Annotated in this window: 19 protein-coding genes, 1 pseudogene and 1 riboswitch; of the genes and pseudogenes, 8 read left to right on the forward strand and 12 right to left on the reverse strand. The window is 56.9% G+C overall.

Annotated elements, in window-relative coordinates; all coding sequences use genetic code 11:
• Positions 1–53: 53 nt before the first annotated feature.
• The 6 genes from trpA (at position 54) to PhaeoP97_RS14130 (ending at position 5,434) form a co-directional block, all read left to right on the forward strand.
• A complete protein-coding gene (trpA, locus tag PhaeoP97_RS14105) occupies positions 54–845 on the forward strand; it encodes a tryptophan synthase subunit alpha (protein WP_072505599.1) in 792 nt (263 codons plus the stop codon).
• Positions 846–980: 135 nt separating this feature from the next.
• Positions 981–2,147: an alpha-hydroxy acid oxidase gene (locus PhaeoP97_RS14110; RefSeq protein ID WP_072505600.1), complete on the forward strand. Its 1,167-nt coding sequence runs from the start codon at positions 981–983 to the stop codon at positions 2,145–2,147.
• 124 nt (positions 2,148–2,271) lie between these two features.
• Positions 2,272–2,901, forward strand: a complete 630-nt coding sequence (locus PhaeoP97_RS14115; RefSeq protein ID WP_072505601.1) for a 50S ribosomal protein L25/general stress protein Ctc — start codon at positions 2,272–2,274, stop codon at positions 2,899–2,901.
• 162 nt (positions 2,902–3,063) lie between these two features.
• Positions 3,064–3,801 carry an aminoacyl-tRNA hydrolase gene (gene pth / locus PhaeoP97_RS14120; RefSeq protein ID WP_072505602.1) on the forward strand — a complete coding sequence of 246 codons (738 nt, stop codon included), beginning with the start codon at positions 3,064–3,066 and terminating at the stop codon, positions 3,799–3,801.
• 76 nt (positions 3,802–3,877) lie between these two features.
• Positions 3,878–5,041: a serine hydrolase domain-containing protein gene (locus tag PhaeoP97_RS14125; protein WP_072505603.1), complete on the forward strand. Its 1,164-nt coding sequence runs from the start codon at positions 3,878–3,880 to the stop codon at positions 5,039–5,041.
• Between the two features lie 9 nt (positions 5,042–5,050).
• On the forward strand, positions 5,051–5,434 hold the full coding sequence (locus tag PhaeoP97_RS14130; RefSeq protein WP_072505604.1) for a DUF2237 family protein: 384 nt from the start codon (positions 5,051–5,053) through the stop codon (positions 5,432–5,434).
• A gap of 82 nt (positions 5,435–5,516) precedes the next feature.
• Here the strand turns inward: PhaeoP97_RS14130 and trpB are convergent, their stop codons facing one another.
• From trpB to rpsA, 5 genes are all read right to left on the reverse strand, one after another.
• Entirely contained in the window at positions 5,517–6,770 is a 1,254-nt protein-coding gene (gene trpB, locus PhaeoP97_RS14135; protein ID WP_072505605.1) for a tryptophan synthase subunit beta, read from the reverse strand.
• Positions 6,771–6,913: 143 nt separating this feature from the next.
• On the reverse strand, positions 6,914–7,567 hold the full coding sequence (locus PhaeoP97_RS14140) for a phosphoribosylanthranilate isomerase (RefSeq protein WP_072505606.1): 654 nt from the start codon (positions 7,565–7,567) through the stop codon (positions 6,914–6,916).
• A gap of 7 nt (positions 7,568–7,574) precedes the next feature.
• Positions 7,575–7,925, reverse strand: a complete 351-nt coding sequence (locus tag PhaeoP97_RS14145) for a lipopolysaccharide assembly protein LapA domain-containing protein (RefSeq protein WP_072505607.1) — start codon at positions 7,923–7,925, stop codon at positions 7,575–7,577.
• Positions 7,925–8,209, reverse strand: coding sequence for an integration host factor subunit beta (gene ihfB / locus PhaeoP97_RS14150; protein WP_008560927.1), 285 nt, complete (start codon positions 8,207–8,209; stop codon positions 7,925–7,927). Before ihfB ends, PhaeoP97_RS14145 begins: the two co-directional genes overlap by 1 nt.
• Positions 8,210–8,554: 345 nt before the next feature.
• Positions 8,555–10,234, reverse strand: coding sequence for a 30S ribosomal protein S1 (gene rpsA, locus PhaeoP97_RS14155; RefSeq protein WP_072505608.1), 1,680 nt, complete (start codon positions 10,232–10,234; stop codon positions 8,555–8,557).
• Positions 10,235–10,664: 430 nt separating this feature from the next.
• Between rpsA and PhaeoP97_RS20645 the strand changes: the two genes are divergently transcribed.
• Both PhaeoP97_RS20645 and PhaeoP97_RS20650 read left to right on the forward strand, forming a co-directional pair.
• Positions 10,665–10,808 (forward strand): hypothetical protein, encoded by a 144-nt coding sequence (locus tag PhaeoP97_RS20645; protein ID WP_237028944.1) that lies wholly within the window; start codon positions 10,665–10,667, stop codon positions 10,806–10,808.
• A 71-nt stretch (positions 10,809–10,879) separates the two neighbouring features.
• Positions 10,880–11,137, forward strand: a pseudogene (locus PhaeoP97_RS20650) (YHS domain-containing (seleno)protein); the annotation flags it as partial.
• Positions 11,138–11,327: 190 nt separating this feature from the next.
• Here the strand turns inward: PhaeoP97_RS20650 and cmk are convergent.
• The 7 genes from cmk to PhaeoP97_RS14195 all read right to left on the reverse strand — a co-directional run bounded on the left by cmk (position 11,328) and on the right by PhaeoP97_RS14195 (position 18,872).
• A complete protein-coding gene (gene cmk / locus PhaeoP97_RS14165) occupies positions 11,328–11,933 on the reverse strand; it encodes a (d)CMP kinase (protein ID WP_072505609.1) in 606 nt (201 codons plus the stop codon).
• Positions 11,930–13,279, reverse strand: a complete 1,350-nt coding sequence (aroA, locus tag PhaeoP97_RS14170) for a 3-phosphoshikimate 1-carboxyvinyltransferase (RefSeq protein WP_072505610.1) — start codon at positions 13,277–13,279, stop codon at positions 11,930–11,932. The genes cmk and aroA overlap by 4 nt, the downstream gene beginning before the upstream one ends.
• Positions 13,280–13,407: 128 nt before the next feature.
• Positions 13,408–14,172 carry a tRNA (guanine(46)-N(7))-methyltransferase TrmB gene (gene trmB / locus PhaeoP97_RS14175; protein WP_072505611.1) on the reverse strand — a complete coding sequence of 255 codons (765 nt, stop codon included), beginning with the start codon at positions 14,170–14,172 and terminating at the stop codon, positions 13,408–13,410.
• A gap of 99 nt (positions 14,173–14,271) precedes the next feature.
• Entirely contained in the window at positions 14,272–14,925 is a 654-nt protein-coding gene (locus PhaeoP97_RS14180; RefSeq protein ID WP_096740479.1) for a COG3904 family protein, read from the reverse strand.
• Positions 14,926–15,157: 232 nt separating this feature from the next.
• On the reverse strand, positions 15,158–16,339 hold the full coding sequence (gene metK / locus PhaeoP97_RS14185; RefSeq protein WP_072505612.1) for a methionine adenosyltransferase: 1,182 nt from the start codon (positions 16,337–16,339) through the stop codon (positions 15,158–15,160).
• 6 nt (positions 16,340–16,345) lie between these two features.
• Positions 16,346–16,394: riboswitch (SAM-SAH riboswitch) on the reverse strand.
• A gap of 61 nt (positions 16,395–16,455) precedes the next feature.
• Complete coding sequence (gene lnt / locus PhaeoP97_RS14190) at positions 16,456–17,973, reverse strand: apolipoprotein N-acyltransferase (RefSeq protein WP_072505613.1); 1,518 nt, start codon at positions 17,971–17,973, stop codon at positions 16,456–16,458.
• The gene (locus PhaeoP97_RS14195) at positions 17,973–18,872 is read right to left on the reverse strand and encodes a hemolysin family protein (RefSeq protein WP_072505614.1); all 900 of its coding nucleotides are present in this window, start codon (positions 18,870–18,872) and stop codon (positions 17,973–17,975) included. Before PhaeoP97_RS14195 ends, lnt begins: the two co-directional genes overlap by 1 nt.

Here is an 18,872-nt window from a genome sequence, read left to right on the forward strand (position 1 = left end):
TTTCCGCCGAAACATTCGGCACACCGGGGCAGACACTCTTAAAAGGCCCGATCATGACCCGCATTGACGCCAAATTCGCTGACTTAAAAGCTGCCAATAAAAAGGCCTTTGTCGCCTATGTTATGGCGGGTGACCCTGATTTTGAAACCTCACTTGAGTTGATCAAAGGCCTGCCCGGCGCCGGTGTAGACGTGATCGAACTGGGCCTGCCCTTTACCGATCCAATGGCAGACGGTCCAACCATCCAGCTGGCAGGCCAGCGCGCCTTGGAAGCGGGCATGACGCTACAGCGTACTTTGGATCTTGCCCGTACCTTCCGCAAAGAAGACAACACTACGCCAATCGTGATGATGGGCTACTACAACCCAATCTACAGCCGGGGCGTCGAAACCTTTTTGAAGGATGCCAAAGAAGCCGGTATCGACGGTCTGATCGTTGTGGATCTGCCGCCCGAAGAAGACAGCGAACTCTGCCTGCCTGCACAGCAGGCCGGCCTGAATTTTATCCGGCTGGCCACCCCAACCACAGATGACAAGCGCCTGCCCCGTGTGCTGCAAAACACCTCAGGCTTTGTCTACTATGTGTCGATCACTGGGATTACCGGCGCCGCCGAGGCAGAAGCCACCAATGTCGGCCCAGAAGTGGCACGGATCAAAGCCAAGACCGATCTGCCTGTAATTGTCGGCTTTGGCATCAATACGCCGGAGAAATCAAAAGCCATCGCATCCGTTGCAGATGGCGCCGTGGTCGGCTCGGCGATTGTCAGCCAGATTGGCGCTGGCAAACCCGTGGGAGAGGTCCTCAGCTTCGTCAAGTCTCTCGCAGACGGTGCGCACTCCGCCTAACTCACTATTCAGCAAAGATCTTTGTAAAGGCCGCGCCGGATTGGTGCGGTCTTTTTGCTGTGTCAAAATCATGGATTGCGCTTTCGCCCTCCAATTGGTAAAAATTTATTACCAACTCAGGGTGAGGACAAAGCCGTGCCGGTCATTACCAATATCAACGATCTGAAACGCATCTACGAACGCCGCGTCCCGCAGATGTTCTATGACTATGCAGAAAGTGGTAGCTGGACCGAGCAGACCTTTCGCGACAATACCAACGACTTTGAAAAAATCCGCCTGCGCCAGCGGGTGGCCGTAGATATGGCTGGGCGCAGCACAGCCAGTCAGATGATTGGGCAGGACGTGTCGATGCCAGTCGCCCTCGCCCCGGTCGGCCTGATGGGAATGCAGCACGCCGATGGCGAGATCAAAGCCGCGCGCGCGGCCGAAGCCTTCAGTGTGCCCTTCACGCTGTCGACCATGTCCATCAACTCGATCGAGGAAGTGGCCGAAGCGACGACGCAACCTTTCTGGTTCCAGCTCTATACTATGAAGGACGAGGACTATGTGAGACGCCTGATTGCCCGCGCGAAGGCAGCAAAATGCTCGGCCCTGGTGATCACGCTGGACCTGCAGATCCTGGGACAACGCCACAAGGATCTGAAAAACGGCCTCTCCGCCCCGCCAAAGCTCACGCCCAAGACCATTGCCAACCTGATGACGAAATGGACATGGGGGCTGCAAATGCTGAGCGCCAAACGGCGCAACTTCGGCAATATCGTCGGCCATGTGGAGGGGATTTCCGATGCGTCCTCTCTTGGTGCCTGGACGGCGGAACAGTTTGACCCCTCGCTTGATTGGAGCAAAATCGCCAAGCTCATCGAACTCTGGGACGGCAAAGTCATTCTTAAGGGCATTCTGGATGTCGAAGATGCCAAAATGGCCGCCAAGCTTGGCGCGGATGCCATTGTAGTGTCCAACCATGGTGGCCGCCAACTCGACGGGGCGCTCAGCTCAATTCAGATGCTGCCCGCAATCATGGATGCGGTTGGTGATCAGATTGAGGTTCATCTGGACAGCGGTATTCGCTCTGGGCAGGACGTGCTGAAAGCTCTGGCGTTGGGGGCCAAGGGCACCATGATCGGACGCGCCTTTGTCTATGGGCTTGGTGCGATGGGCCAGGAGGGAGTGACACATGCGCTGGAGGTCCTGCACAAGGAGCTGGACACCACGATGGCGCTATGCGGAGAGAAATCCATCGCGGATCTTGGCCGCCACAACCTCTTGGTACCGGAAGATTTCGGCGGACGCTGGCAGGAATAGCAGACATCGCGGCAGCCCTCGTCGGGTTTGCGACTTGCAATAATGGGCAATACGGTCTATGCGCACGGCTTCACGCGGGGTGACAGCCTTGGAGGCACCCCCACTATCAAATTGGAGAATTATCATGGCTGGTCAGATTCCTGATCTTGTTTGCCAAGAACGTACGGGGTCGGGCAAGGGCGCCGCTCGTGCAGCACGTCGTGCTGGCATGGTTCCTGGTGTTGTATTTGGTGGCGATGCGGATCCCGTATCCATCCAGATCCCCTTCAACGAACTGCTGAAAAAACTGAAAGCCGGTCGCTTCAAGTCCACTCTGTGGAACCTGAAAGTGGAAGGCCAGGAAGACGTGCGCGTGATCTGCCGCGACGTTCAGCGTGACGTTGTCAAGGACCTGCCGACCCACTTCGACCTGATGCGCCTGCGTCGCACCTCGAAGGTGAACCTCTTCGTTCCTGTTGAGTTCATCAACGAAGAAGAAGCGCCCGGCATCAAGCGTGGCGGCGTTCTGACCGCCGTACGTCCCGAGGTAGAGCTGGTTGTGACCGCAGGTGACATCCCTGAGAAGCTGGTTGTTGACCTCGCAGGTCTGAACGTTGGCGACACCGTCACCATCTCGGCGATCAAGCTGCCTGAAGGTGCAAAGCCGACCATCGACCGTGACTTTGTTGTTGCAAACATCTCTGCCCCTTCCGGTCTGAAGTCTGCCGACAACGAAGCGTCTGACGACGAAGCGGAAGTCGCCGCAGAAGAATAAGCTCCAACCGTAAGGTTGAGTTTGAGAGCGAGGCCAGTCTTGGCCTCGCTTTTTTGTGACCACAACGGGAATTCAGCGGGAAGTTCTGGATTTTTCGCCACAAACGCGCGATGTAGCCATTTCATTATCATCCGACATTCCAAACACGCAGCGGAAACGCCCATGAAACTCATTGTTGGTCTTGGAAATCCCGGTGCGAAATACGCAGGCAACCGGCATAATATCGGCTTTATGGCCCTTGATCACATCGCCAGCGACCACGGCTGCACACCTTGGAAAACCAAGTTCCAAGCGCTGATCTCTGAGGGCGTTCTGGCGGGGAACAAGGTTCTGCTGCTGAAGCCACAGACCTTTATGAACCTATCCGGCCAATCCGTTGGCGAGGCAATGCGGTTTTACAAACTGACCCCTGATGATGTTATGGTACTACACGACGAGTTGGATCTTGCACCAGGTAAGGCACGCGTAAAGCACGGTGGTGGTCATGCCGGCCACAACGGCTTGCGCTCAATCCATTCGCATATTGGCGCCGACTATGGCCGTGTCCGCCTAGGCATCGGCCATCCTGGCCACAAGGACGCCGTCGCGGGCTATGTGCTGCGTGATTTTGCCAAGGCAGATGAAGCCTGGCTCGACGACCTGCTGCGCGGTATTTCCGATGGCGCGCCTCATCTTGCAGCGGGCGATGGCGGCAAATTCATGAACGCAGTCGCTCTGCGTGTGGCTCCGCCACGCAGTTCCGGCGCAAAACAAGCAGACGCCGGGTCAAGGTCTCCGTCCAAATCGGCCAGAGACGCCGCTGAAGGGCCTGCGTCCGACAGGCAGTCATCAGAGCAGTCTAAACCCGCTGAAGAGAGCAGAAAATCAGCAATTGAACGGCTGCTGAACAAGTTCAAGTAACCTAAGTTTCCGTTGCGTTGTATTTGCACGGACGGGCTCTGGCTGACTACTTTCAGCAGTGTCCGAGGAGGATATTATGCGTCGATTATTAAAGCTACTTTCCTATTTTTTCATTATTTTTCTAATCTGCTTTGCCGCCCTTGCCTATTGGCAGCGCGAAGCGCTCAGCCGACTAATCGCAGTCAACTCGCTGTTTGATGCGGATCGTATCGTATCGAATTTCTCAAATATGAACGCGGCCTTTCTGACCACGCCACTCGACCGTGGTGATGGGTCAATCAGTGCGCTACCAGTCGGCGTGGAAATGGCCCTTCCCGCCGGCACTCAGGATTGGATCACAGACCGTCGGGTCACGTCACTGCTGGTACTGAAAGGCGGGCAAGTCCGCCATGAGAGCTATTATCAAGGCACATATGCAGAGGATTTGCGCATTTCCTGGTCGATGGCCAAGAGCTATCTATCGGCGCTTTTGGGCGTCTTACTGCAGGAGGACAAAATCCACTCGCTCGACGATCTCGTTGTCGACTATGCACCACAACTTAGGGGCAGCGCCTATGAGACAGCGACCATCCGCAATGTTCTCAATATGGCGAGCGGGGTCAAATTCGATGAGGATTATCTAGACTACAATTCCGACATCAACCGGATGGGCCGTACCTTGGCCCTGGGGGGGACGCTCGATCAATTCGCCTCCGATTTGACCGAGACGATCGCACCACCGGGAGATGCCTGGCATTATGTCTCCATCGACACTCATGTCTTGGGCATGGTGATACGTGGTGCGACGGGTCGTGCTGTGCCTGAGCTGCTTTCGGAGAAAATCCTACAACATTTAGGTCTAGAGCAGGCGGGGTACTATCTCACGGATGGTGCGGGCGTTGCCTTTGTCCTTGGCGGGATCAATCAGACCACACGAGACTATGGCCGCTTCGGACTGATGATCGCGCAAAACGGTCGTTATAGTGGCAAGCAGGTGGTTCCACAGGCCTGGATTTCTGCCTCAACACGCCCGTCAGCCCCAACCAAGGCAGCTCAGATCGGCTATGGGTTTCAATGGTGGATCCCCAAGAACGCTGTTCCAGGGGAATTTCTGGCCAGAGGGGTCTACGGGCAATATATCTACATCAACCAAAGCCGTGACGTCGTGATTGTTGTAACAAGCACAGACCGAGGGTTTCGTAACCCCGGTGTTGCCGATGCAAACATCAGAATGCTTCGGAGATTGGCCAAGTCACTGTAGGATGAAATCATGGACCAAGACGAAAGCCTGAATGTCCACGGAGGGCCACTCGCCCCCTGTTCGACAACCCCAATGACCGGCTTCTTCCGAGACGGACATTGCAACACCTGCACAGAGGATCAGGGCAGCCATACCGTCTGTGCCATCATGACGGCTGAATTTCTGGCCTATTCCAAATATGTCGGTAACGACCTGTCCACTCCGCGCCCCGAATTTGGCTTTGCCGGGTTAAATGAAGGGGACAGTTGGTGTCTTTGCGCAGGGCGTTTTCTGCAGGCTGCGGACGAGGGTTGTGCACCGCAGGTTAATCTGGCCGCAACCCATCGGCGCGCCTTGGATATAGTGCCGTTAAGAGTATTGGAACAGTTCGGGCGTCCCCAAGATCAAGGGTAACCCACGTCTCGCACGGCCACAGTACATTAGAAGGCGCCCAGTATTACACCAGGCGCCTGTCTCATATCTAGAACCAGAGGGGTTAATCGCTGTCGCGACCCTCAGTATCGGACATATCAAAGCCGAGGTGACGTGCGACGGTGAAGATGTCTTTGTCGCCGCGACCACACATGTTCATCACAAGGATATGGTCATTAGGTAGCTCAGGCGCGATTTTCATAACATGAGCCAATGCGTGGCTTGGCTCCAGCGCCGGGATAATCCCCTCCAGCGCGCAGGACAGCTGGAACGCTTCCAACGCTTCTTTGTCGGTGATGGAGACATACTCGGCGCGCCCGATATCATTGAGCCAGGCATGTTCCGGACCGATACCGGGATAGTCGAGCCCGGCAGAGATCGAAAAGCCTTCGAGGATCTGGCCATCATCATCCTGCAACAGGTACGTGCGATTTCCGTGCAGAACGCCCGGCCGTCCCCCTGTCAGCGACGCACAATGCTGCATTTTTTCATCAACGCCTTTGCCGCCAGCCTCAACGCCGATGATATTCACCGATTTGTCGTCAAGGAAAGGGTAGAACAGCCCCATAGCGTTTGAACCACCACCAATCGCAGCGATCACGGTGTCGGGAAGACGGCCTTCACCTTCCTGCTCTGCAAGCTGCCAGCGAACCTCTTTGCCGATCACCGATTGGAAATCTCGTACCATCGCAGGATAGGGATGCGGGCCAGCCACTGTGCCGATGCAATAGAAGGTGTCATTCACGTTGGTCACCCAATCCCGCAGAGCGTCGTTCATCGCATCCTTCAGCGTCCCGCGACCTGAGGTGACCGGAATGACTTCGGCCCCCAGAAGGCGCATGCGGAAAACGTTGGGGGCCTGACGCTGCACATCATGCGCGCCCATATAGACCACACATTTCAAGCCGAATTTGGCACAGACCGTCGCAGTTGCCACACCGTGTTGGCCAGCGCCGGTTTCCGCGATAATCCGATCCTTGCCCATGCGGCGGGCCAGCAGGATCTGTCCTAGCACATTGTTGATCTTATGCGCGCCGGTATGGTTCAGCTCGTCACGCTTCAGATAGATCTTGGCTCCACCCAGATGGTCGGTCAGACGTTCGGCAAAATACAGCGGACTAGGGCGGCCAACATAGTTTTTCCAAAGGTCGTCCATCTCGGCCCAGAAGTTGGGGTCGTCCTTGGCGCGATCATATTCCTCTTCCAGGCTGAGGATCAGCGGCATCAATGTCTCGCTGACAAACCGCCCACCAAAAATACCGAACCGACCCTGTTCATCGGGGCCGTTCATAAAGCTGTTGAATAGATCTTCGGCCATGGTTCTTTCCTTCTTCGCGGCGCTCGATATGAGTATAGCGCGCCCAGCGCCGGGTAAAGAGAGGCGCTGCGGTTTATCCGAGATGTCTCGCAATGTCGCGGGCAGACGCCCCGTGTGCACAACGCCAAGTAAGGTGCTGATAATCAGCGTCGCGGAGTTCCTGCCGCCATACAAAAGGCTTTGATACGTGCCGGATCCTTATCGCCCGGCGTGCGCTCAGCACCGGAGGCCACGTCAACCTGCCGTGCGCCTGTCACCCGGATCGCTTCTGCGACATTTTCAGGGGTTAACCCGCCGGCCAGCATCCATGGAGTGCGCCAGTATTTTTTCTGCGCCAGCAACCGCCAGTCGAATACCACGCCATTTCCACCCGGCAATACCGCGTCTTTTGGAGCTTTGGCATCAACCAGAATCTGGTCCGCCACAGTTTCGTATGCCTCAATACGCTGGATATCTTCGGCGTTTGACACACCTAGAACTTTCATCACCGGCAAGCCATAGCGCGCCTTGACCTCTGCGACGCGCTCAGGGCTTTCTTGACCATGCAATTGCAACATATCCAAGGGCACGGCTGCATTGATAGCGTCCAATGTATCGTTGTCCGCATTGACTGTAAGTGCCACTTTACAGAGTCCCATGGGTGTCTCGGCGGCGAGCACAGCCGCCTCTTGAATGGTGACCGAGCGCGGCGACTTGGGGAAAAAGTTGAAACCAATGTAGGCCGCGCCTGCTTCGGCGGCAGCCGTAATATCCTGCTGCGTTTTCAGCCCGCAGATCTTAACCCGAATGTCCGACATATCTGTGTCAGCTCGCTTCATCCAGAATAGCAAGAACCTCGTCCTTGCCTTCGTGTTTCTGCTTTTTCAGGCGTGATACTTCACGCGAGAGTTTCCTGGCCTCACGCGCCTTGAGATCAGCCTCACGGCGATGCTTATGCTCGCGCAGCCATTCAATGACGAAGCCGATAATCAGACCAACTGCAATGCCACCCAGAACCACCACAAACAGTGGCAACGTGATCTGAAAATTATATCCCAGAAGTTCGGCAAAAGCTGTGGGCATCAGTTTGAGATCAACCAACCCACGGTTCGCCAAAGAAACCGAGATGAGGGCGATAGCAATCACCCCGAGATAGGCATAGCGAATATAACGCATCAGGCTTTTCCGTTCAGGCGGTCCCTCAAGAGTTTACCTGTCTTGAAGAACGGCACATGTTTTTCCTCAACATGGACCGTTTCACCGGTTCGAGGATTGCGACCAACCCGTGCGTCCCGCTGCTTCACTGAAAAGGCCCCAAAGCCTCGCAGCTCCACACGGTCGCCGCGCGCCATAGCGTCGGTCACCTCTTCGAACACCGTGTTCACGATCCGCTCCACATCACGCTGATACAGGTGCGGGTTTTCGTCTGCAATCTTCTGGATCAATTCCGAGCGGATCATTTCCCGGCCCTCCCAAGCCAAGCTAGGCACAGTTTCTATCCATCAACTATAGGTACAAAACCGCAGACCGGGAACAGTGGATACAGGGCCACGCCGCAAAATAAGTCAGTGTTTGCCTATCTTTAGGCGTGTAACCGCACTGTTCACCCGTATTGAAGCGGTTGTGTGGGCAAAATTCATCCGTAAGAAGCATCAGATGGCTTTGTGATTCGCACCGATGAAGGGCGTCGGCTTTATGTTCTTCACGGCCATCCGTGTGGGTGCACTCCCCTGCGACAAAAAGAAACGGCCCCACCCCAAAGGGCAGGACCGTTCAAAATCGTCAACCTAGGTTGGCTGCTGAAATCAGTCGCCTGTTTTCAGAGCTGCGCCCAGAATATCGCCGAGCGATGCGCCGGAATCCGAGGAGCCATACTGTTCGACGGCTTCTTTTTCTTCTGCAATTTCGCGTGCTTTGATCGACAGACCAAGACGGCGGGTTTTGCCGTCTACATTGGTCACGCGGACGTCAACCTTGTCACCAACCGAGAAACGCTCAGGGCGCTGTTCGGCACGGTCACGCGACAGATCGGAGCGGCGGATGAAGGACTTCATGCCTTCGTATTCCACTTCGATGCCGCCTTCTTCGATCGCTGTGACATTCACGGTCACGATGGAACCGCGTTTCACGCCGCCCACTGCTTCTGCGAATTTGTCGCCACCCAGCGCTTTGATGGACAGGGAGATGCGTTCTTTTTCAACATCCACTTCGGAGACAACGGCCGAAACCATATCGCCTTTGCGGTAGTTCTGGATCGCATCTTCGCCGCGCTCGTCCCAGCTGAGGTCCGAGAGGTGAACCATACCGTCGATGTCGCCGTCGAGACCAATGAACAGACCGAATTCGGTGATGTTCTTGACTTCGCCTTCGACCTCGGTGCCCTCGGGATTGGCTTCGGAGAAGACTTCCCACGGGTTGCGCATGGTCTGCTTGAGGCCCAGGGAAACGCGACGTTTGGCGCCATCGATTTCCAGAACCATGACGTCGACTTCCTGGCTGGTCGAAACGATCTTGCCGGGGTGAACGTTCTTTTTGGTCCAGGACATCTCAGACACGTGAACCAGACCTTCGACGCCAGGCTCCAGCTCAACAAATGCACCGTAATCGGTGATGTTGGTGACGCGACCCTTGTGGACCGATTCCAGCGGATACTTGGCACCAACCAGATCCCACGGATCTTCCTGCAGCTGCTTCATGCCGAGGGAGATACGGTGAGTTTCTTTGTTGATCTTGATGACCTGAACCTTGACGGTTTCGCCGATTGCCAGGATCTCAGAGGGGTGGTTCACACGGCGCCATGCCATATCGGTGACGTGCAGAAGGCCGTCAACACCGCCCAGGTCAACAAACGCACCGTATTCGGTGATGTTCTTGACCACACCGTCCACTGCCTGACCTTCGGACAGGTTGCCGATGACTTCGGCACGCTGTTCGGCGCGGGACTCTTCGAGGATTGCACGGCGGGACACCACGATGTTGCCACGACGACGGTCCATCTTCAGGATCTGGAACGGCTGCTTCAGACCCATCAACGGGCCAGCGTCGCGCACGGGGCGGACGTCAACCTGCGAACCGGGCAGGAATGCAACAGCGCCGCCCAGGTCGACAGTAAAGCCGCCTTTGACGCGACCGAAGATAGCACCCTCGACGCGCTGGTCGTCTGCGTATGCTTTTTCCAGGCGATCCCATGCTTCTTCGCGACGGGCCATCTCGCGGGAGATAACAGCTTCGCCACGGGCGTTCTCAGCAGCGCGCAGATAGACTTCTACTTCATCGCCAACAGAGATTTCGGGAGCTTCGCCTGGGTTTGCGAATTCTTTAAGCTCAACGCGGCCTTCCATCTTGTAGCCGACGTCGATGATGGCTTGGCCCGCTTCGATTGCGATGACCTTGCCTTTTACAACAGACCCTTCTTCGGGTGTGTCCATTTCGAAGCTTTCGTTCAGGAGGGCTTCGAATTCCTCCATCGATGTGTCTTGAGCCATGTGGTCTCAGGTGTCCTTTACAAATCGGTTTTATCTGGCCTAGCGGTTGTCTCCGCCGGTCTTGAAGATTGGTCCGTATGGGGCACAGCACATGCCGGTCTGATCAGACAAACACAAAGGGCCGAGGTATGCCCCGACCCTGCTCAGAATGCCGTCCGTGCGTTAACCGCCCCTATAGTGACAGCGCGTTGTGTATGCGGATTCCCACTGTGGTGCAAGGAAAACCGTCAGATCGTGCCTCAGCACGGTCCATTCGCTGCCCGCGGGACGATTGACGGGTTTGCTACCGACACCAAAATCACCCGTACGATCTGCATGGTATTCAGGACCCTCAACCATACCAACTGTATCTGCCACATCGTAATTTGATCTCATCAAAGCGAAACAACGACTTTGCACAGCAACCCGAAACAAACGGATGAGGACCACCATGAAAACCTTTATTCCAACCGCCTTGATAACCGCAGCGACCGTCGCCTCTGCCTTTGCTGCCGGTGAAATCAACGTCTCCAGCGGAATCTCAGCTGCTGGGCGACCCTTGCTGCGCACGGAGTCGATGTTGTGGCACTGGTGAATTTTTGAACTCCTGCCGATGGGTCTGCCAACTACTCTGCCACCTATGGCGATGCGTCCTACTATTTTGCCTCCCATAAAAACTTGGACACGTTCCAGGCCGACCCTACCAAATGCCTGCGACAGCACGGAGGGTTCTGCTCGTATGGCGTGTCCGTCGGCAAGAAGTTTGACGGCGACCCCGAACAGTTCTTGGTTCAGGATGGCCGACTGTTCCTGTTCCTAAACGCGGCGACCCGGGCGAAGTTTCTGGAAGATGTTGCTGCAACCGCCAATACCGCTGACTGCGAATGGTCACGGATTGAGCATATCGCGGCGGCTGAATTGTAGGCCATTCACAGCGTCTCGAATAATGGCGTCGGACGGCCGATCAACAGTGCAACCAACCCTTGCTTTTGCCCAAAGAGGCAAGGTGCCTGTCCTTGTTCCCTAATGCACCAGTTGGCACATCACCCCGAGCGGCGTCTTTGCCCGCGACCTCTGCCCCAGGTCGCGGGCCATTCATTTTATTGGGGTAGAGCTACCTGCGTGCCTCGATAGCCTTAATAGCCGTCGCGACCGCGGCTTCGACATTTAATACGCTGGTGTCGATCAGCACGGCATCCTGCGCCGGCTTCAACGGTGCTTCGGATCGATTCATATCGCGCGCATCACGGGCCTTCACGTCTTCCAGAACTTCGGCAAGTGTGTTTTCGCTACCTGCCGCAACCAGTTCCTGCCAGCGTCGCTTGGCGCGCACTTCGGCGCTGGCGGTGACGAACAATTTGACCTGTGCACGGGGGCAGATCACCGTACCGATGTCCCGCCCATCTAGCACGGCGCCGCCAGCCCGACGGGCAAAAGCACGCTGGAAATCGACCAATGCCGCCCGTACCTCTGCGATCACAGCCACTTTAGATGCGGCCTGCGCGACTTGGGCGGTGCGGAGTTCGGGGCGATCCAGATCCTCTGGCACAAGCGCAAGCGCTGCATCAATGGGTTTGTCACCCGCAAGCATTCGCGCGCCAACCGCGCGATAGAGCAGGCCGGTATCCAGATGAGCAAAGCCAAAATGCGCAGCAACCGCACGCGAGATTGTGCCCTTGCCTGCTGCGGCGGGGCCGTCAACTGCGACCGTAAAGCTCATGCCGAGGTCTCAAGCCGGGCCCCCAGCCCAGTCATCAGCGGGGTAAAAATCGGGAAGGATGTGGCAATCGGGGCGCCATCATCCACAGTCACGGGTTTCTGCGTACCCATGCCCATCACCATAAACGACATGGCAATCCGGTGATCCAAGAAACTCTCACAGGTGCCGCCGCCGGGCACCCCATCTGGGCCCAAACCTGTCACAGCCCACCAATCATCACCCTCTTCAATCATGACGCCATTAGCGCGCAATCCGCGCGCCATCGCGTCAATCCGATCGCTTTCCTTGACGCGCAATTCCTTGACCCCGGTCATCATCGTCTTGCCGGTGGCAAAGGATGCCACAACCGAAAGAACCGGGTATTCATCGATCATTGAAGCGGCGCGTTCCGGCGGGACGTCGATCCCCTTCATGTCGGGTGAGTAGCGCGCGCGTAGATCTGCGACCGGTTCGCCACCCTCTTCACGCATGTTTTCGAACGTCAGATCCGCGCCCATATCTTGCAGCGTTGTGAACAAACCGGCACGTGTCGGGTTCAGACCGATTCCAGGAACCAGCACATCCGAACCACGCGTAATCAAAGCCGCGCACACCGGGAAGGCCGCGCTGGAGGGATCACGCGGCACAGCGATCACCTGCGGTTTCAATTCGGGCTGACCGGTCAAGGTGATAACGCGCCCCTCATCGGTATCCTCTACCGTAATCTCTGCGCCGAATCCCGCGAGCATCCGCTCAGAATGATCTCGGGTTGCCTCTTTCTCGATCACCACAGTCTGTCCAGGGGCATTCAGTCCAGCCAGCAGCACTGCCGACTTCACCTGCGCCGAGGGTACCGGAACCGTGTAGCTCACCGGTGTCGGTTCGGCGGCACCAACGATTGTCATTGGTAAGCGACCGCCCGACCGGCCAACTGTCTGAGCACCAAACAGCGCCAGCGGATCAGTAACCCGCGCCATCGGACGCTTGTTGAGGCTGGCGTCGCCGGTAAAAGTCACCGTGATAGGCGAGGTTGCCATGACCCCCATGATCAGGCGCACACCGGTGCCGGAGTTGCCGCAGTCGATCACGTGATCCGGCTCAGCCAACCCACCTACGCCGACGCCATGCACAGACCAATTGCCGCCACCGTGGTTGATAACCTCTGCCCCCATGGCCTGCATTGCCTTGGCCGTATCCAATACATCTTCACCCTCGAGCAGGCCAGAAATCTTGGTCTCTCCTACGGCAAGCGCCCCAAGAATCAGCGAACGATGCGAGATCGACTTGTCACCCGGAACCTCGGCAATGCCGGTCAGCGGATCCGCGCGGTGCGAAGTCATCGGGATGGGCGTGCCGTGTCCAGACATGAGGAACCTTTCGAAATGCTAGCGTTCACAATTGGACCTACCCAATCGCTTGGTTTCGGTCCAGCGTGTTTTCCCATTCCCTCTATTCGCCGCGGGATATCGCGTGCTTTGCGGCGGGGCATCCTGCCTTACAGGCGGCGGAAGGTCATGTAATGCGGGGTGCGTCCCTCACGCAGGGCCTTTTGCTCGTATCGGGTCGAGATCCAATCCTCCCAAGCAACGCGCCAATCATCGGGACCTTCGGCCAGCCACTCAAACCCGGCCTGCGGCACCTCTTCCATGGTCTGGCGCACATAATCAGGGATATCCGTCGCCACGCGGAAAATCGCGCCTGGTTTCAGGCATTTCGCCAAAGGTGCGAGATGTTCTTGGGTTACGAAACGCCGTCGGTGGTGGCGTGCCTTCGGCCAAGGGTCTGGATAGAGCAGAAACGCGCGCGCGATCGAGTGTTCCGGCAGCACATCCATCAAGTCGCGGGCATCGCCGGGGTGGACCTTGATGTTGTCCGCCCCCGCACGGCGGATCTTGCCTAAGAGCATGGCGACGCCGTTGATGTAGGGCTCAGCCCCGATAATGCCAACGTCAGGATTCGATTTGGCCTGATGCACCAGATGTTCGCCACCGCCAAAACCAACCTCAAGCCAGACATCGCGCCCACCAAACATCACATCAAGATCCAGCAGCGTACGATCAGGATTTACATCCCAATCAACTGCGCCAGGGCTGAGCGATGCCAGATCCTCGTCCAGATACCGTTGTTGGCTGTCTTTCAGCTGTTTGCCTTTCAGTCGCCCATAAAAATTGCGCCAGGGCGCGCCGCTCTGATGTTTATCAACCGCGTTCGGCCGGCTATCGCCAGACGGCGCTTGGCTGGATTTATTGTCATCAGACATCGGGGCGACTTCCTATTGAGCATTCAAAACCTGGCCGCCCCTGTGCCCGATGCGCGCGCTTGGGTCAAGTCGGGGGTCCTGTGAACGGAGGCACAACCTCTACGGTTTTTCGCGCAACACACCAGCCGCCATTAACCGCAGCCGTGTCGGATACCAGACCTCTTCAGGGGCGGTTTTCAGCGTCTCAATCGCAAAAACAGGGTCTACGCCGTGACGCATCATATACTTCAAATGACGAAAAACTTCGGCCTGAGTATCGCGGTAAATCCATGTGCCAAACTCAAACGGCGTGGCCCAATTTTCATCCTTGCGCCACAGGCGATAGTAGCTCTGCACGGCTTTTGGTGACCAATCACGCTGATGGAATCCTATCCTGGATCCCAACGTCATCTGACGTTTTTGCCCAGCCAGGAAGACATCAACGCACGCGCTAACGCACTCTCCCACCACCCACGTATCAAGCGCGCGAGCCTCTACCAGTTCTGCGATTGCGCTGCCCGCGTAGACGCTACCACCGCCGCTGTTGAGCTGCACGCGCGTAATCGCCGGGTTTGACTCGAGGATGTTTTGGAACGCCTGAATGTCTTCGTCACCAATCTCTCCACCCCCATCATTGGAACTATCGCCTTTGCCCACCGATAGAAGATTGTCCGTGTCGTAGATCAGCGTCGTGCCGTCGACCATGAACTTGGCTGGCAATCCCTCTCGTGCGACTGCAGGAAACGCAACCATAGCTGTACATAACGCTAGCATGATCGCTAAGTATCGCTCAAGCGACAGGAGATGCGGGTACATGAAACGGGTTAAGACATAACCAAGCATGGGTCTTTCCACTGCAAGAAGTTGTTCTCCCCATACTGCCAGCAAAAAGGTCCATGTTCCAAGTTGTTAACTCAACACCCACGCTTTGGCCCAAAGCCAACAAAACAAGAAGGGCGAGAAAGCCCCCCCGCCCTTCAAAAAAATTCTAGGTTAAATCCGGCAGTCAGATCGCCTTAGTCAGTGCCTCGACCAAATCAGTTCGCTCCCAGCTGAAACCACCATCGGCATCCGGTTCGCGGCCAAAATGGCCGTAGGCGGCTGTACGTTCGTAGATCGGCTTGTTCAAACCAAGATGCTGGCGAATGCCACGGGGCGTTAGATCCATGATTTGATCAATGGCCGCCTCAATCTTGGCCGCATCCACATCACCTGTACCATGGGTATCTGCATAGATCGACAGCGGTTTGGCCACACCAATCGCATAAGACAGCTGGATGGTGCATTTGTCGGCGAGGCCGGACGCAACCACGTTCTTTGCCAGATAGCGCGCCGCATAGGCTGCCGAGCGGTCCACCTTGGTCGGATCTTTGCCGGAGAAGGCACCGCCACCATGTGGGGCCGCGCCACCATACGTATCCACAATGATCTTTCGCCCGGTCAGGCCGGCGTCGCCATCTGGACCGCCGATGACAAACTTACCAGTCGGGTTCACATGCCAGACGGTTTCATTGGTAAGCCAGCCCTCAGGCAACGTCTCACGGATATAGGGTTCGATGATCGCGCGAATATCATTCGAGCTAAGCGTCTCATCCAGATGTTGGGTGGACAGCACCAAGGAGCCGACGCGCACTGGTTTGCCGTTCTCATAGACCACCGATAGCTGGGATTTCGCATCCGGACCAAGCGCAGGTTCGGTCCCGTTCTTGCGCACCTCGGCCAGTCGACGCAGGATCGCGTGGCTATACTGGATTGGAGCCGGCATCAGGGCAGGTGTCTCATTTGTGGCAAAGCCAAACATGATACCCTGATCACCAGCGCCCTCTTCCTTGTCCGCAGCGGCATCTACGCCCTGTGCGATATGGGCAGACTGTTCGTGCAGAAGATTGGTAATTTCAACTGTTTCGTGATGAAACTTGTCCTGCTCATAGCCGATGTCTTTGATACAGGCGCGGGCGATCTCGTCGATGCGCCCCATATAGTCATGAAGTTTGTCCTGATCCGACAAACCCACTTCTCCGCCGATAACCACGCGGTTGGTGGTTGCAAAGGTTTCGGCCGCAACGCGAGCCTCAGGTTCTTCAGTCAGAAAGGCATCAAGAACAGCATCTGAAATCCGGTCACAGACCTTATCCGGGTGGCCCTCGGAAACGGATTCCGAAGTAAAAGTATAGTTCGTGCGGGTCATGAAAGGTGCTCCGTTGGGTTTCGCCTGCCACGCCAGGAAGCCGTTGTGGCAGTAATCGGACCGCAGTACGCGGGGAGACGTGTCTCGTCAATCTATAAAGCCTAGAGGTTAAGCAGCTATGACCGACGCGCAAGTAAAGCGCTGCGCCAGAGCGCCAGCGCACCCAGGCCGATGCAGAAAAGGAACACCCAAAGATCACCGCTACGCGAATATAGTGTCGGTGCAAGAGGCTGCGGCAATGCTGCATCCAGATAGCCCGCCTCGCCCAATGGCAGAGCATCCAGGACCCGACCATGCGGGTCAATCATCGCTGAGACACCGGTGTTGGCGACGCGCACCATCGGCAGCCCCTGCTCAATCGCACGCATTCTGGCCTGAACCAGATGCTGATAAGGGCCGGAATAGGTGCCGAACCACGCATCATTGGTGATCTGAATCAGCAAGTCCGGGCGCTCCGGTGCTGCATTGACGTCTTGAGGGAACACCGCCTCATAACAGATCAGTGGCAGCGCCTTACCCACCGGCAGATCCAGCAGACGTGGTCCCGGCCCGGCTGCATAGCCTGCCCCCGCCTGAGAAGCAAAGCCATGGATCCCAAAGCGCGCCATAAGGTTGCCAGCCGGGACGTATTCTCCAAACGGCACCAGATGCGCCTTGTCGTAGATCTGACTGGGCATTGCTGCCCCGTCCAAGACAATCGCCGAGTTGTAATACCGCCCGTCTCGACGGCGCTGGATGCCCAATAGGACCGGCGTGCCTCCTGCGGCGGCAACAATGTCATCCAGAATATCTTCGGCGTAGTTCAACATCAGCGGCACGGCGGTTTCGGGCCAGACGATCAGATCAGGTCGCGGTGCCGCCTGCGCAGGCGCGGCGCGGGTGTAGTCGATCTGACGCTCCACAAAAGACCAGCGAAGATCCGGGTGCCACTTCAGATTTTGCGGCGCATTTGGCTGGATCAGCCGCACCGCCTTGCCTGTGAACACAGGTTCAGGAACGACAGGCAACGCCGATACCAGAGCAACGGCTATGGCGCCCGGCACAACTGCCAGCGCTTTCATACGCGCATCAGTGACAAGCCCGAGCGGCACACAGGCCATTAGGGTCAGCAAGGCAACCCCATGCGGCCCAACCCACGGCAGAAGTTGCGCCATTGGGGTGTCGATCCAGAACTGCGCAAACCCGGCCCAAGGCAGACCAGTCAGCAGATAGGCACGAGCGAACTCTGCGAGAGACAAGAAAACAATCAGCAAAAGGCTGCGCCAAGCCCCACGCCCAATGCGCACGGCAAAGGAAACGGCCGCGGCCCAGAACAGCGCGAGCCCCGCCGCAAGCCCAACAACCGCAAACGGCGCCATCCAGGCATACCGGTCCGCATCAATCTGAAATGGTTCATAAATCCAGACCATGCCGACAGTAAAATATGCCGTACCCAGCAACCAACCATAGACTGCGCCTTGACGCGGGGTGGACAGCATTTGCAGGTGGTAGCCAACCAGCCCAAGGCACACAGGTACCAGCCAGAGGATGTGAAACGGTGCAAGCGCAAATGCGAGGGCCGCGCCAGACAGGATCGCACCAGCCAACCGAAGGACGCTCGGCGCCAGACCCAAGGCAATCTGCCGGGTGATCATCACCCGGCGACATCTGGCAGGCGGACCCGCAAACGCTTGATGCGGCGCGGATCAGCGTCCATCACTTCAAACTCTGGTCCGTCGGGATGCTGGATTACCTCGCCGCGCGCAGGAACACGACCCGAAAGCATGAACACCAACCCACCAAGAGAATCGATTTCCTCGCCGTCCACAGCATCGTGATTGGTAAGCGAGCGACCGATCTCATTTTCGAACTCATCCAGCGGCGTGCGCGCCTGTGCAATGTAGCAGCCTTGCTTCTCGCGAAACCAGGTCTGGTCTTCACCCGCGTCATGTTCGTCCTCAATCTCACCCACAACTTGTTCAATGAGGTCTTCGATGGTCAAAAGACCATCGACACCACCGTATTCATCAATAACGAGGGCCATATGGCGGCGCTCCGCCTGCATCTTGGTCAGCAGCACGCCGATAGGCATTGATGGCGGCACGAAGAGCAACGGGCGCACCATGCCTTCCAGGCCAAAATCAGCGTCTGTGCCATTGAAACCATGCATCAAGGCGAAATCCTTGAGATGGACAAATCCAATCGGCGTATCAAGCGTCCCCTCGTAGACCGGGATGCGCGTAAAACCGCTTTCGCGAAAGATCTGAACCAGGTCATCCTTGGGCGTAGACGCAGGAATCGCTACGATTTCAGCAGCGGGTATCGCAACGTCTTCAACCCGCATACGGCGAAGATTGATCATGCCATGCGGCTGATTCAGACGGTTGGCGTCTGAACTGGACACCACGTCTTCTTCGCTATCAGCCGGACTGAACGAACCAAAAATTCGCCCCAGGAACCCCGTCGATTGAGCGGTTGCCGCACTCTCGCCTGCACCGCTATTGTTCTTCAGCGCGCCCTGCGCTGCGTTAGAACTGCCGTCTATATCGTCCAT

Origin of the sequence: Phaeobacter porticola (assembly GCF_001888185.1) — a bacterium.
Taxonomy (GTDB): domain Bacteria; phylum Pseudomonadota; class Alphaproteobacteria; order Rhodobacterales; family Rhodobacteraceae; genus Phaeobacter; species Phaeobacter porticola.